We start from the raw sequence: 14,504 nt of genomic DNA, 5'->3' as shown, positions 1-14,504 counted from the left end.
CAAAGCTGCGGTTTTCTTTTACCGGGGAAGGACCCATGCCACAGAACACCACGCTCAGCACCCTCCTGGAGGCCGGCACAGACCTGGTCCTGGACGGAGCGCTGGCCACCGAACTGGAAGCCCACGGCTGCGATCTGGAAGATGCCCTGTGGTCTGCCAAGGTCCTGCTGGAACAGCCGCACCTGATCAAACAGGTCCACCGCGACTACTTCGACGCCGGTGCCTCCGTAGCCATCACAGCCAGCTACCAGGCGACCCCACAGGGCTTCGCACGGCGCGGGCTTTCCGTTCCGGAGTCCTTGGAACTGGTGGCATTGAGCGTCCGCTTGGCCGATGAGGCGCGACAGGAAGCCTTGGCGGAGGGTTCTGCGAATGGGCCAATGCTGGTAGCCGGATCCGTTGGACCGTACGGCGCCTACCTTGCCGACGGCTCCGAGTACCGGGGCGATTACACGCTTTCCGCCGCGGAATTCCAGGATTTCCACCGGCCACGGATCGCGGCGCTGGTAGAGGCCGGCGCGGATTTCCTGGCGTGTGAGACGCTGCCGTCGTACGCCGAAGCAGAGGCGCTGTTGGCGCTCGTGGCGGAGTTCGACGTCGAAGCCTGGTTTACGTTTACGCTGCGGGACAGCGGCCACATCAGTGACGGAACGCCGCTGGAGCAGGTGGCTGCGCTGCTCAGCGCGGAACCGCGCGTCGCCGCCGTCGGCATTAACTGCGTGCCGCTGGAACTGGTGTCGGATGCGCTGGGCAACCTTCAGCAGGCCTCCGGCAAACCACTCGTGGCGTACCCGAATTCGGGTGAGAGCTACGATGCCGTGACGAAAACGTGGGGACCGTCCCAGGGTGTCCAGGGCGGCGGCACGCTGGCGGGCAACGCTGCGGACTGGCGGGATCGTGGAGCCCATCTCATAGGTGGCTGCTGCCGCACAACTCCGCGCGACATTGAAGAGCTTGCCGCGAATATGACGCCACGTGAACCTTCGTGAACCTTGGTTTCTGCGGGATTGAAGCGGAAATATGACAGTCCCTACTGTGAAGGCATGACCTCTCCGGAATGGTCCTTCCTTGCCCAACACGGGCGATGTCACGGGGCCTGATCTTCGCCCCTTTCGCATCCCACTTCTCATAAGGACCCCCCATGGCAAACACACCCGAGTCACAGAAACCCGATTCCGGTACCACCCGCATCGTCGCCGGTGAGACCGCACCCAAGCCCAAGCGCCGCCGCACCATCGAGATCGCCCTGGCCGTCGGCCTCGTGCTGCTGATCGGTGCAGGCGCGGCAGTGGCCTCCGCAGTTTCCAACAGCAACCAGGCTGCGCCGGCCCCCGCCACCACACCGGCGGCGGAGCTCAAGCTCGGCTACTTCAGCAACGTCACGCACGGTCCGGCCCTGGTCGGTACCAGCAAGGGCATCTTCGCCAAGAACCTCGGCGACACCAAGCTCACCACCCAGATCTTCAACGCCGGTCCCGCCGCCATCGAAGCCCTGAACGCCGGAGCCATCGACGCCACCTACATCGGCCCGAACCCGGCCATCAACTCCTTCGTCAAGAGCAACGGCGAGTCCATCAGCATCATCGCCGGCGCAGCATCCGGCGGTGCCCAGCTCGTGGTCAAGCCGGAGATCAACTCCGCAGCGGACCTCAAGGGCAAGGTCCTCAGCACGCCCCAGCTCGGCGGTACCCAGGACGTTGCACTACGCGCCTGGTTGGGTCACCAGGGATTCAAGACCAACACGGACGGCAGCGGCGACGTCAACATCAACCCGACCGAAAACGCCCAATCGCTGAAGCTCTTCCAGGACGGAAAGCTCGACGGCGCGTGGTTGCCTGAGCCGTGGGCCTCCCGTTTGGTCCTCGAAGCCGGAGCGAAGGTCCTGGTTGACGAGAAGGACCTCTGGGAGAACGGTGACTTCACCACCACCATCCTGATCGTGAACAAGAAGTTCGCCGCCGAACACCCGGAAACCGTCAAGGCACTCCTCAAGGGCCACGTGGAATCCGTGAACTGGCTCAACTCGGCCTCGGCTGAAGAGAAGGCCACCACCATCAACGCAGTCCTCAAGGACACGGCAGGCAAGCCACTTCCGGCGAATGTCATTGAGCGTGCTTTGCAGAACATCAAGTTCACCACTGACCCGCTCGCCGGGACGTACAAGAAGCTGCTCCAGGACGGCGTGGACGCGGGTACCACCAAGACCGCCGATATCAACGGCATCTTCGACCTCCGCACCTTAAACGAGGTTGAAGGCAAGAAGACCTCCGCCGCAGGTCTTGGCCAGGACTAAGCAGTAACGGGCCGGTCCGCTTCCCCTTGTGATTCTCATGGGGGAGCGGACCGGCCCTTAGGCACATCAGCTCTACCAATCAACACGAAGGACGGGACCATGCCAGTCGTACTCGAGAACCTGGGCAAACGCTTCGGCGACGGCGCCCCGGTGCTGGACGACGTCAACGCCACCATCGCGCAGGGCGAGTTTGTCGCCCTCCTCGGCGCGTCCGGCTGCGGCAAGTCCACCCTGCTGAACATCATGGCGGGACTGGAGAAGCCGACGTCGGGCGCTCTTGAAGTACCCAGCGACGGTGCCGCCTTCATGTTCCAGGACGCGTCCTTGTTCCCGTGGTTGACCGCGCGGGGAAACATCGAGCTTGCGCTGCAGTTGGCCGACAAGTCCAGCACCAAGGCGGGACGTCGGGAACGCGCCAACGAACTGCTGGAACTCGTGCACTTGGGCGGCGCGGGGGACAAGCGTCCCCACGAGCTCTCCGGCGGCATGCGGCAGCGCGTGGCCTTGGCGCGTTCACTGGCACAGGACCGGCAACTGCTGCTGATGGACGAGCCTTTTGCCGCCTTGGACGCCATCACCCGGGACCTCCTCCACGATGAGCTTGAGCGCATCTGGAAGGAAACCGGCCGGACCATCGTGTTCGTGACCCACAACGTCCGTGAAGCCGTTCGCCTGGGCCAGCGCGTGCTGTTGCTTTCGTCGCGTCCGGGTCGTGTGGTGGCCGAATGGGAAGTCACCGAGGAACACCGGACCGACGCCGGCCGTGCCGGGGAGTTAACCGGTGTCATTACCCGACGCCTTCGCGAGGAGATCCGCCGCCATGCCAAGTAACCCCATCACCACCGAAGAGCGGACCCTTCCCGTGAGCGAATCCAAAGAACACATCACGTCGCCGTCGCTGAAGGGCAATGCCTCGGATCTCCGCGACCTCGAAGCAGGTTTGGACAACCTCCAGTCAGACGTCGGGGGCAAGCGAGGCATCGACTGGAAGCGTGTCCTCCTTCCCGTCGTGGCGCTGGTGGTCCTCATCCTCGCCTGGCAGTTCTACGTGTCGCTGGGCCTCAAGCGCCGAGACCAGGTTCCCGGTCCTCTTGATGTGCTCAACCAGCTTGTGGTCCTGTGGAGTGAGGGCAAGGTCCAGGAATCCGTGTGGACTTCGTTGCAGCGCGGCTTGGTTGGCTTCCTGATCTCGGTCGTCGTCGCCACGCCCGTGGGCTTGCTGCTTGCCCAGGTTGCGCCTCTGCGGCGTGCCTTCGGTCCGTTGATTTCCGGTCTTCAGGTGTTGCCGTCAGTGGCCTGGGTTCCCGCCGCCATCATCTGGTTCGGTTTGACGGACGCAACCGTGTACTTTGTGGTCCTCATGGGCGCCATCCCGTCCATCATCAACGGGCTCATCTCCGGCGTCGACCAGATCCCGCCGCAGTACCGCAGCGTTGGAACCGTCCTTGGTGCGAACCGGCTCCAGATGGCGCTGCAGATCGTCCTTCCCGCGGCCCTTCCCGGGTACATCGGTGGCTTGAAGCAAGGGTGGGCCTTCTCCTGGCGCTCACTGATGGCCGCTGAAATCATTGCTGTGGGTGGCACCATCGGCTTCGGCCTGGGCTCGCTCCTTGACCAGGGCCGCGCGTTGTCCGATATGGCTATCGTCATGGCCGCGATCCTGTTGATCCTGTTCGTGGGCATCCTGATCGAGCTCCTGGTGTTCGGGCCGATCGAGAAGCGCCTCCTGCAGCGCAGGGGTCTGCTGGCAGGCAGCTCGCGTTAACTCCGAGAGCGTTGTTGTTCGGAACGCCCGACGGCGGCCTCCCGCCGTCGGGCGTTGACGTTACCGCGCGTTAGAGACCGGCCAGCAGCCCCTTCATGTCCTGGATCTCCCGCTCCTGCGACGTCACGATGTCGCGTCCCAGCTGGATTGCCTCCGGATATTTGCCCTGAGCGATCTCGGTCTTGGCCATGGCCACCGCACCTTCATGATGAGTGATCATCTGGGTCAGGTAGAGCTTGGCCGCTTCCGTACCTTGGGCGTCCTTGAGCTTCTGGAGTTCGGCCTCGCTCAGCATGCCGTCCATACCGTGTCCGGCGTGCCCGGAGGACGCCATGACGGGCATGTTCCAGCCCTCCAGCCAGGCCGTCATCTTCTGGATTTCGGGTGCCTGGGCCGCCTTGATCTGAACGGCCAACTGCGTCACCGACGCAGGAATATCCTTCTTGGCCAGGATCGCGTCCGACATTTCCACGGCCTGTGCGTGGTGCGGAATCATCATCTGGGCGAACATGACATCCGCCGCGTTGTGGGCTGTATCAGAGCTGCCCGCGGAGCCGTTGCCTGGTGAAGGGCTGGCCGAGGGTCCCGACATCCCGTGATCCATGCCGGGCATCGAATCGGAGCCGGGGGTCGATGCGCAGCCGGCCAGCGCGATCAGGGCCGCAAGGGCAGTCCCCGTGACAGTAAAGCGTGTTTTATTCATCAGTGAATGGTCCTTTGCCAATTCAGGCGGCTCATTGATGCCGCCAAGGGTAAGCAGATGAGTGCCCCGAGGCTTTGGGGCGTCGGGGGTACGGCAGGGTTGCCAGTCGGCGACCCTGTCCAGTGCTTACGTCCTGCTGATGCTGAGTTGCCCCGGGGTGGGGCCTGCAGGTTGATAGGACCAGGATGGCTGGGGCTCGTCATGTCCCCGGTCAGGGGAATCGGCGGCGACGGCGTCGCCGGGAGCCGATGCAGCGAGGGAACCCGTCTTCAGGGAAGGGGTGCAAGTGGCGCCGGCGGCCTGGGAGCAGGCGCAGCTTCCCGACGTGCATTTGTCTGCTTCGGCAAGCGGAGTCTGCGAAAGGTGCTGCGCAGAGCCATGAGTGTGGTGGGCCGCAGCGGCCGCCGGCAGCGTTGCGGCTGCGGTGGATGCGTGCGTGCTATGGGACCCGTTGACCACGTGCATCCCGAAGATGCCGGCGATGACCGCGGCCACCAGCAGCAGGAGTGAGGCCCGCCGTCGAAAAGCCGCAAAAGTCCGGTAGGACAGGCGATTGGACACGTTTACCTGTGCTCCTTCCCTTTGCTCCGGACACGGCCAGTATACCCCTGGAGGGTATATGCGTCGAGTCGTTCACAGTGTGCAGCGCCTCAACCGGAACACTGCCTGACCCGGCGAATCAGGCAATCCCGAAAAGGAACACCTCGACCCTGCTGCGTCGATCCGCCGGTAGCCCTAGAATCGGCGAATGGGCCTTCTAACGTTCAGCATCAACGTCACCTTGGACGGTTGCGTCGACCATCGGGAGGGCATCGCCGATGACGAAACGCACGCCCTTTTCACCCGGCTCCTGGACCGGAGCGGCGCGATGCTCTGGGGCCGCACCACGTACGAGATGATGGAAAGCTACTGGCCGCTGGTAGCCAGCGGGGAAATCGATGCCCCGCCGGCGCTGCGCGAGTGGGCCCTGACATTGGAAACCAAGCCGAAGTATGTCGTGTCGGCTACCCGAAGTGATTTCCCGTGGACCAACAGCCACCACGTCACGGGCGACCTCCGAGCGGCGGTCCAGGAGCTCAAGGACAGGACTCCTGCGGGGGTGCTGGTCGGCAGCGGAAAGCTCGCCACCGAGTTGGACCGGCTGAACCTGATCGACGAGTACAAGTTCCTGCTCCATCCCTTCATCGCCGGCCATGGCCCCACTTTGTATCACGAGGGACTGCCCGCCACCCGGCGCCTGGAGCTGGTCTCGGCGGAGCCTTTGAGTAACGGCACGGTCGCCATGCATTACCGCCGTGCTGATTGAGGAATGAGCACGCGTCGGCCAGCGTTGTTCCGGACATGCACAACAAACGGATCGGTTTCCTGTCCTTTGGCCATTGGGCCCGCGTCCCCGGCTCCTTGGTTCCCACTGCCGGCGAGGCCCTGAAGCAAGCGATCGAACTGGCCGTCGCCGCGGAGGAAGCGGGCATCGACGGTGCGTTCTTCCGTGTGCACCACTTTGCGCGCCAGCAGGCCTCGCCGTTCCCCCTTCTTGCAGCCATCGCAGCTCGGACCAGCCGTATCGAGATGGGCACCGGCGTGATCGACATGCGCTACGAAAACCCGCTCTACATGGCCGAAGAAGCTGCCGCCACGGACCTCATCAGCGACGGCAGGCTGCAGCTCGGCGTGAGCCGTGGTTCACCCGAGCCTGCCCGGAACGGTGCCGCGAACTTTGGCTATGTCCCCGCCGATGGTGAAGACGGCGGCGACATGGCCCGGCGTCACACAGCATTGTTCCGCAAAGCAATCGCCGGTCACGGCGTGGCCGAAGCCGATCCGCACTACTCCGGAGGTGCGACGGGTTTGCTTCCCATCCAGCCCCAGTCGCCGGGCCTTCCGCATCGGATCTGGTGGGGAGCCGGCACCCGCAAGACAGCTGTGTGGGCTGCCGAGCAGGGCATGAACCTGATGAGTTCAACACTCCTCACTGAAGACACCGGCGTGCCCTTCGATGAGTTGCAGGCAGAACAGATCCGGATGTTCCGCGAAGCCTGGGCCGCTGCAGGTCATGATTTTGAGCCCAGGGTCTCGGTGAGCCGCAGTGTTATCCCGATCGTCGATGCTGAGGACAACCGCTACTTTGGCCTCCGCGCCCAGGCGGACAGCCAGGACCAGGTTGGGATCCTCGACGGAGCCTTGTCCAGGTTCGGCAAGAGCTACATCGGGGAGCCGGACGCCCTTGCGGACGAACTGGCCAATGACGCAGCTGTCCAGGCTGCGGACACCGTCCTGCTGACGGTACCCAACCAGCTGGGAGTGGAATACAACGCCAAGCTGCTGGGGAATGTGGCCAAACACATAGCGCCAGCGTTCGGATGGCAGGCCAACCACGTAGTGTGAACCGGACGGCCCCTAAAGGCCGGTAGTGTTGCTCGCTGTGCGCGGTTGCCGTGCACCCCAGGAGCACTTGTGCGCCACGTCAACGACGACGGGACGCACCCAGACATTAGAGGTTTCCCATGGACATTCAGAATCTCCTCGAAGACATCGTCGGCGCAGTCCAACCGCACGTTGGCCAAGGGAAGGTGGCCGACTACATTCCACAGCTGGGATCCGTAGACCCGGACCAGTTCGGGATCTCGGTGGTTACCCGGGAAGGTGAGGTGTTCTCGGCCGGGGATGCCCATGTGGAGTTCTCCATTCAAAGCATCTCCAAAGTCTTCGCCCTCGCCTTGGTTCTGGCTTCCGACGGCGACCGTATCTGGAAGCGCGTCTTCCGCGAACCCTCGGGCAACCCCTTCAACTCGCTGGTCCAGTTGGAAAGCGAGGAAGGCATTCCCCGGAATCCGTTCATCAATGCCGGTGCGATCGTCGTGACGGACCGGCTCCTGAGCCTGACAGGCGACGCTGCGCACGCTGTCCGGGATTTGGTGCGCCAGGAAACCGGAAATACGGGTGTCGATACGGATGAGGTCGTGGCGTCGTCCGAGCTGGCCAACAGCCACCGGAATGCTTCATTGGCCCACTTCCTGGCCAGCTGCGGCAACTTGGAGAACCCGGTGGATGATGTCCTGGACTCCTACGCCAAACAGTGCGCCTTGGCCATGACCTGCGAAGACCTGGCGCTGGCGACCCGGTTCCTCGCTTCGAACGGTCTGGGAGCCGACGGAACCCTGGTGCTGTCACCGGCGCAAACCAAGAGAATCAACGCCGTTATGCTCACCTGCGGGACGTACGACGCCGCCGGGGAGTTCGCGTACCGGGTGGGCCTGCCGGGGAAGAGCGGGGTTGGTGGCGGAATCGTGGCCGTGGTTCCGAACAAGTGCGCCATCAGCGTGTGGAGCCCTGGGCTGGGGCGTTCCGGCAATTCCGTGGCAGGTGTGGCCGCGTTGGACGAGTTCACCACGCGCACCGGGTGGTCCGTCTTCTAGCCCGCCGGATCCCGGGGCCCTTTGCAGACTTTTTGTGACGTTGGATTACCCAGCGTTACCGGTTGTTTCCGAGCCTTTGAAGCATATTACGGCGCCGCCCTACAGTTTTTTCATGGCAATACAGGACATTTACCCCACCGCGCTGAGGCTGCTCGGCCGCCCGGTGCTGGTCGTGGGCGGCGGCCCCGTCGCGGAACGCCGCGCCAAGGGGCTGCTCGACGCCGGTGCGAAAGTCACCGTGGTCGCTCCCATTGCCACTGAAACACTTCAAGGCCTCGACGCTTCGGGGCTCCTCTCCTGGGAAGCGCGCGAATACCGCACGTCAGACCTCGACGGCGTCTGGTTCGTCCAGACGGCGACCGGCACTTCCGCCGTGGACACCCAGGTGGCAGCCGACGCCGAGGCGCAGCGCATCTGGTGCGTCAACGCCTCCGACCACGAAGCTTCAGCCGCGTGGACGCCTGCCGTGGCCGTGGTGGACGACGTCAAGATTGCCATCAACGCCGGAGGAGACCCACGCCGCGCCATGGCACTGCGCAACGCCGTGGCCACAGCGCTTGAAACAGGTGACCTCCCGCTTCGCAGGCACCGCAAGCCGGGAGCAGGCGGCTCTGTGGCTCTGGTCGGTGGCGGTCCGGGCGACTCGGGACTCATCACCGTCCGCGGCAGGCGCCTGCTGGGCCAGGCCGACGTCGTTGTTGCCGACCGTCTTGGTCCCCGCGAGCTGCTCAAAGAGCTCGCGCCGGACGTCCGCGTGATCGAGGTCGGCAAGACGCCAGGCCACCATCCCGTGCCGCAGCTCGAGATCAACCGCATCCTCGTGGACGAAGCCCTGAAGGGCAATCGTGTGGTCCGCCTGAAAGGCGGCGACCCCTACGTCCTGGGGCGCGGTGGCGAGGAAGCAGAATTTTGCCGGCAGAACGGCGTCGAGGTTGAAGTGGTGTCCGGCGTGACGTCCGCGATCTCGGTTCCGGCAGCCGCCGGCATCCCGGTGACCCACCGCGGCCTGGCGAAGGGCTTCAGCGTGGTCACCGGCCACGAGGAGCTGTCCGAAGTTCCCGCACGGCCCGATCACACTGTGGTGTTGCTCATGGGAGTGGCGCAATTGCGCGATTCCGCGGCTGCCCTGGCAGGCTCGGGTCTGCCTTTGGACACTCCAGTGGGTATCGTAGAGAACGGGTATTTGCCGGACCAGCGCGTCACCATCGGCACTTTGGGAAGCATTGCGGACCAGGCGGAAGCCGTGGGTGTGGCCAATCCAGCGGTCATCGTGATCGGCGACGTCGTCCGGGTCAGCCCCTTTGCACCCCAGCATTTCAAGACCGCCGACTACAGCACCATCACCCCCAACCGTCCCCGCGTCCGCAGTAACTGAGAAGAAGAAGGAACACAGCCGTGTCAATTAGCACCCCCGTAGGTTCTGCGGACCGTCCGCTCCGCGTCGCCGTCATCGGCTCCGGCCCCGCCGGCGTGTACGCAGCTGACATCCTGACCAAGAGCGAGGCCGTCAAGAGCGGCGAACTCAACGTCAGCATCGACCTCTTCGACCGCTACCCGGCCCCCTACGGCCTGATCCGTTACGGCGTTGCTCCGGACCACCCCCGTATCAAGGGCATTGTCAACGCCCTGCACAAAGTGCTGGACCGCGGCGACATCCGCTTCTTCGGCAACGTCGATTACGGCACGGACATCTCCATCGAGGACCTCCGCAAGCACTACGACGCCATCATCTTCGCCACCGGTGCCATCAAGGATGCCGACCTGAACATCCCGGGCATCGAGCTTGAGGGTTCCTTCGGCGGCGCGGACTTCGTGTCCTGGTACGACGGCCACCCGGACGTTTCCCGCGAATGGCCCCTGGACGCCAAGGAAATCGCCGTCCTGGGCAACGGCAACGTGGCCCTGGACGTGGCACGTGTCCTGTCCAAGCACGCTGATGACCTCCTGGTCACCGAGATCCCGGACAACGTCTACGCCGGCCTGAAGAATTCCCCCGTCACGGACGTCCACGTCTTCGGCCGCCGTGGCCCGGCCCAGGTCAAGTTCACCCCGCTGGAACTCCGCGAGCTTTCGCACTCCAAGGACGTCGACATCATCCTCTACGCCGAGGACTTCGAGTTCGACGAAGAGTCCGACCGCCAGATCCAGACGAACAACCAGACCAAAACCATGGTCGGCACGCTCACCAACTGGATCGCCGAGCAGCCCGAGGACCTGTCCGAGCTGAAGGCTTCCCGCCGCCTGCACCTGCACTTCCTGCACAGCCCGGTGGAGATCGTTGACTCCGCGGAGACTCCGGGCAAGGTTGCCGGCATCAAGTTCGAGCGCACCGAGCTGGACGGCACGGGCAACGCCCGCGGCACCGGCGAGTTCATCGACTACCCGGTCCAGGCCGTGTACCGCGCCATCGGCTACTTCGGTTCGGCGCTGCCGGACGTAGAGTTCGACCACAAGAAGGGCGTCGTGACCAACGACGGCGGCCGCGTCCTGGACGCCGACGGCCAGCACGTTCCGGGCCTCTACGCGACCGGCTGGATCAAGCGTGGTCCCGTCGGCCTCATCGGCCACACCAAGGGCGATGCCCTGGAAACCGTCACCTACCTGCTGGAGGACCGCGAAAACCTGCCGCTGGCTGAGGTCCCCGCGGCAGACGCCGTCGTGGATCTGCTGGATGCCCGCGGCGTGAAGTTCACCAGCTGGGAAGGCTGGCTGGCACTGGATGCCCACGAGCTCGCCCTCGGCGCAGCAGCCACCGAAGCCGGCGGCTCCCACGGCGTCGAAGTCAAGCGTGAGCGCATCAAGGTTGTGCCGCGTGAGGACATGGTCGACATCTCCCGCGATGGAGTCTCAGCACAGGTCTAAGACCAACGCGGGGTCACTTAGGGCCCATTCGGAGCTTCCGGATGGGCCCTAAGTGACCCCGCGTTGTTTTAAGGTGGGGGTATGGACGTCGTCGTCATTGAAACGCCCCAGCTGGGGGACCGGAGCTACCTTGTCCACGACGGTGCCGTCGCCCTGGTGATCGACCCGCAACGGGACATCGACCGGGTGGAAGCGGCAGCCGCCGACGCCGGGGTCCGGATCACCCATGTGGCCGAGACCCACCTTCACAACGACTACGTCACTGGCGGCCTCGTCCTGGCTGAAGCGCACGGAGCCGAGTACTGGGTGAACGCTGCGGACGAGGTGTCATTTGCGCGCGTCCCCGTCTCCGACGGCCAGGTTCTCCGCGTCGGCCGGCTGTTGGTGAAAGTGGTTGCCACTCCCGGGCACACCCACACTCACCTCTCATACGTGGTCCGCGATGACGCGCCCGACGGCGGTCCGGAGGCTGTGTTTTCAGGCGGCAGCTTGCTCTACGGTTCCGTTGGGCGGACGGACCTGGTGTCACCCCACGACACCGCCAAGCTGGCCCACAAACAGTATTCTTCGGTCCGTCGGCTGGTGGACGCGGCACCCCCGGACGCGGCACTCTACCCAACCCACGGATTCGGCTCGTTTTGTTCCAGCGGACCCGCGAGCTACCAGGATTCATCGACGATCGGCGAGCAAGTCCGGTCCAACCACGCCTTGACGGATCCCCATGAAGACCACTTCGTCTCAGAGTTACTGGCGAACATTACGGCCTACCCTGCGTACTACGCCCACATGAGTCCCCTCAACGCGGCCGGTGTTGGTCCGGCGGAGCTGGGGGTGCCGGACTCCGTGGATGCCACGGAACTGGACAGGCGTCTCAAGGCGGGGGAGTGGGTAGTGGATCTGCGCAACCGCGTGGCTTTCGCGGACAGCCATCTGCACGGCAGCGTGAGCTTCGAGTACGGGAAGGGGGACAACTTCACCAGCTACCTCGGCTGGGTGATCCCGTGGAACCAACCGCTCACGTTGTTGGGACCGCGGGACGAGGTGGAGAAAGCGATCCGGGACCTGGCGAGGATCGGCATCGAAAGGCCGGATGCCGCCGTCGGGCCTGACGGCGGAGCCGTGGACATAGGTGCCTTGGCGCCGGAGTCTCCACAGGCGAGCTACCCGCACGGTGACTGGGCTGCACTCCTCAAGGGCAGGGCACCGGAGGACACGGTGTTGGATGTGCGCCGCCCGGAGGAATTCGAGGCGTCCCACATCAAAGGCGCCCTGAACGTTCCTGTCTACGAGCTCCTCGGCAGGATCACCGAGCTGCCGGACGCCAGGATCTGGGTGCACTGTGCCACGGGATACCGCGCCAGTGTTGCTGCCAGCCTGCTGGATCGGGCCGGCCGTGACGTGGTGCTGATCAACGCAAGGTTCAGGGACGCGGCCGGAGCAGGGATCGAGACCACGCCGTAATTGATGGGCTAGCGCGGGTTTTGGTCCGAGCAATAGTCGAGATTCCGGTAGACGCTGCGGACAGCGGCGTCGGGATCCCGCGCTTCCAGGGCGTCCACCAGTTCGTCGTGGCCCTCACGGGGAATGCCGTTGAAGCCGCCCTTGCGTTGCTGCCGCAAGAGATCGTTGTGGAACACGCCGCCAAAGGAAACATAGAGCTGGTGCAACAGCGGATTGCCTGATGCCAGGGCGACGCGTTCGTGGAACTCCCAATCGGCGCTGGCCCACGCAGGGTAATCCTCCGCAAGCCATGCATCGTGGCGGGCGGCAAGGAGCCGGCGCATCTCTGCCAGATCCTCCGTGGTGGCGTGCTTAGTGGCCAGGCGGGCAGCCTGGGTGTCCAGGCCGAGCCGGACTTCCACGATGTGTTCCTGAGTGTGCTCGAGGTACATGCGCTGGGCTGCCCCGGACATCTCGCTGTTTGCACGCACATACGTGCCGTCACCGCGGCGGACTTCCAGCATGCCTGAGTGCGCCAGTGCTTTGATCGCCTCGCGGAGGGTGCCTCGGGAAACCCCCAACGTGGACATGAGCTCGGGCTCAGCCGGGATGCGTTCCTGCAATGGCCACTCGCCGGACTTGATCATGTCCCGCAGCTTCGCGGTGATTTCCTCGGCCAGGGCCGGGCGGTGGGAAGGCGTCAGGGTCATACGGTCCTCGGTGCGGTCTTGGTGGCAGTGCGCTTGCTGGTGAGCAGGTGGCAAGTGACCATGAGCGCCACAGCCACGATGGACAGCAGGCTCATGGGCAACACCCAGCCGCCGGTGGCGCTGTGGAGCAGCCCCATCCCGAAGGGGCCGATTGCCGCAATCAAGTATCCCAGCGATTGGGCGATGGTGGAGAGTGCGGTGGTTTCCGCCGTCGAACCTCCGCTTCGGCTGATGATCACCAAAACCAGCGGGAAGATGCCCAAGCCGAAGCCGAACAGCACAGCCGGCACCACGGCCATCGACGTCGGCAGCCACAGCATGGCGGCGATGGCCACCAGCGTGGAGCTGCTTGCGAGGTAGAGCGCGGGGCGGAGCATGCCGGGCCGTGAGCCGAAAGCGAGGAGGATCATTCCGGCGGCCACCGAAACCAACTGCATGACGCCGAACTGGAGGCCGCTTTCGGAGGCACTCAGCCCTTGGGAGGTGAGGATATAGGCGAACCAGCTCATCACGGCATATGCGAGGAAGGCCTGGAAGGTGAAGATGGCGGTGATCAGGATGCCGAGGCGCGTGCGGAGCAGTGGCCACATGGAGACGCGCGGTCGGTCGGTCTTGGTGGTGTTCCGGTGCGTGTGCAGGACTACCGGCAGGAAGCCGAGGAGCGCCGCGACACCCAGCAGGCCCCAGGCCGCCAGCCCCATGGACGGCGAGCCGAGCTGCTGTGCCAAGGGAACGCTGACCGCTGCGGCGAAGGTTGCGCCGCCGGACATGGTGAACGTGTAGAGGCCGGTCATCATGGACGTGCGGTCCGCATAGTGCTCGCGGATGAACGACGGCATGGCCACGTTGCACACTGCCAGTCCTGACATGGCCAGGACCGTGCCGCCCAGCAGGGCGCCAGTCACCGGCACGCCACGGACCAGCAAGCCCGCAGCCAGGAGGGCCAAGGCGATGGCAATGGCTTTTTCGACACCTACGCGGCGGGTCAACCACGAGGTTCCCATGCCAGCCACTGCGAAGCACAGCAGAGGGATGGATGGCAGGACCGATGCCACCAGGGCCCCGTAGCCCAGGACCTGCTGCAGTTCGTGGAACAGGGCCGCGGCACTGGTAATCCCGGCACGCAGGTTCAGGCCGATGAGCACTACGGCAATAATGCCGACGACGGCGACGACGCGCGTCCTGGGGACTGCCTGGCTGGCCGAAGCGGAAGAAGCCTGGGTAGCAGCAATCGTCGGGATGTTTCCTGTCGTGGGTGTCAGAGGGGTCGTCGCCATATTTAAAGGTTAGACGTTTGACGTCTAATGTCTACAGT

Annotated in this window: 14 protein-coding genes; 10 read left to right on the top strand and 4 right to left on the bottom strand. The window is 64.5% G+C overall.

What is annotated here, in order from left to right:
* Positions 1 to 35 precede the first annotated feature (35 nt).
* The 4 genes from mmuM (at position 36) to PYR64_RS14255 (ending at position 4,058) form a co-directional block, all read left to right on the top strand.
* Positions 36 to 989: a homocysteine S-methyltransferase gene (gene mmuM / locus PYR64_RS14270; protein WP_275775842.1), complete on the top strand. Its 954-nt coding sequence runs from the start codon at positions 36 to 38 to the stop codon at positions 987 to 989.
* Positions 990 to 1,141: 152 nt separating this feature from the next.
* Positions 1,142 to 2,293, top strand: a complete 1,152-nt coding sequence (locus tag PYR64_RS14265; protein WP_018776826.1) for an ABC transporter substrate-binding protein — start codon at positions 1,142 to 1,144, stop codon at positions 2,291 to 2,293.
* A gap of 99 nt (positions 2,294 to 2,392) precedes the next feature.
* Entirely contained in the window at positions 2,393 to 3,124 is a 732-nt protein-coding gene (locus PYR64_RS14260; protein WP_018776825.1) for an ABC transporter ATP-binding protein, read from the top strand.
* Entirely contained in the window at positions 3,114 to 4,058 is a 945-nt protein-coding gene (locus PYR64_RS14255; RefSeq protein WP_275775838.1) for an ABC transporter permease, read from the top strand. Before PYR64_RS14260 ends, PYR64_RS14255 begins: the two co-directional genes overlap by 11 nt.
* A gap of 70 nt (positions 4,059 to 4,128) precedes the next feature.
* On the opposite strand, the gene PYR64_RS14250 is transcribed toward PYR64_RS14255, so the two are convergent.
* On the bottom strand, positions 4,129 to 4,761 hold the full coding sequence (locus tag PYR64_RS14250) for a DUF305 domain-containing protein (protein WP_110503785.1): 633 nt from the start codon (positions 4,759 to 4,761) through the stop codon (positions 4,129 to 4,131).
* 126 nt (positions 4,762 to 4,887) lie between these two features.
* Entirely contained in the window at positions 4,888 to 5,322 is a 435-nt protein-coding gene (locus PYR64_RS14245; RefSeq protein ID WP_275775836.1) for a hypothetical protein, read from the bottom strand.
* 187 nt (positions 5,323 to 5,509) lie between these two features.
* On the opposite strand from PYR64_RS14245, the gene PYR64_RS14240 reads away from it, so the two are divergent.
* From PYR64_RS14240 to PYR64_RS14215, 6 genes are all read left to right on the top strand, one after another.
* Positions 5,510 to 6,067: a dihydrofolate reductase family protein gene (locus PYR64_RS14240; protein ID WP_275775834.1), complete on the top strand. Its 558-nt coding sequence runs from the start codon at positions 5,510 to 5,512 to the stop codon at positions 6,065 to 6,067.
* Between the two features lie 35 nt (positions 6,068 to 6,102).
* A complete protein-coding gene (locus tag PYR64_RS14235; RefSeq protein ID WP_275775832.1) occupies positions 6,103 to 7,146 on the top strand; it encodes an LLM class flavin-dependent oxidoreductase in 1,044 nt (347 codons plus the stop codon).
* Between the two features lie 119 nt (positions 7,147 to 7,265).
* The gene (locus tag PYR64_RS14230; protein WP_275775830.1) at positions 7,266 to 8,177 is read left to right on the top strand and encodes a glutaminase; all 912 of its coding nucleotides are present in this window, start codon (positions 7,266 to 7,268) and stop codon (positions 8,175 to 8,177) included.
* Between the two features lie 112 nt (positions 8,178 to 8,289).
* Positions 8,290 to 9,552 (top strand): uroporphyrinogen-III C-methyltransferase, encoded by a 1,263-nt coding sequence (cobA, locus tag PYR64_RS14225; RefSeq protein WP_039242585.1) that lies wholly within the window; start codon positions 8,290 to 8,292, stop codon positions 9,550 to 9,552.
* A gap of 20 nt (positions 9,553 to 9,572) precedes the next feature.
* Positions 9,573 to 11,039: an FAD-dependent oxidoreductase gene (locus tag PYR64_RS14220; RefSeq protein ID WP_018776814.1), complete on the top strand. Its 1,467-nt coding sequence runs from the start codon at positions 9,573 to 9,575 to the stop codon at positions 11,037 to 11,039.
* Positions 11,040 to 11,120: 81 nt separating this feature from the next.
* A complete protein-coding gene (locus PYR64_RS14215; protein WP_275775827.1) occupies positions 11,121 to 12,500 on the top strand; it encodes an MBL fold metallo-hydrolase in 1,380 nt (459 codons plus the stop codon).
* Positions 12,501 to 12,508: 8 nt separating this feature from the next.
* Here PYR64_RS14215 and PYR64_RS14210 read toward each other — a convergent pair whose 3' ends face one another.
* Positions 12,509 to 13,189 carry a FadR/GntR family transcriptional regulator gene (locus tag PYR64_RS14210; protein WP_079580847.1) on the bottom strand — a complete coding sequence of 227 codons (681 nt, stop codon included), beginning with the start codon at positions 13,187 to 13,189 and terminating at the stop codon, positions 12,509 to 12,511.
* Positions 13,186 to 14,466, bottom strand: a complete 1,281-nt coding sequence (locus PYR64_RS14205; RefSeq protein WP_018776811.1) for an MFS transporter — start codon at positions 14,464 to 14,466, stop codon at positions 13,186 to 13,188. Before PYR64_RS14205 ends, PYR64_RS14210 begins: the two co-directional genes overlap by 4 nt.
* Positions 14,467 to 14,504 lie beyond the last annotated feature (38 nt).

This window comes from Paenarthrobacter sp. Y-19 (assembly GCF_029223985.1).
Taxonomy (GTDB): Bacteria; Actinomycetota; Actinomycetes; order Actinomycetales; family Micrococcaceae; genus Arthrobacter; species Arthrobacter nicotinovorans.
Note: the sequence above shows the minus strand (reverse complement) of the source record. Positions and strands in the feature narration are given on the sequence as shown.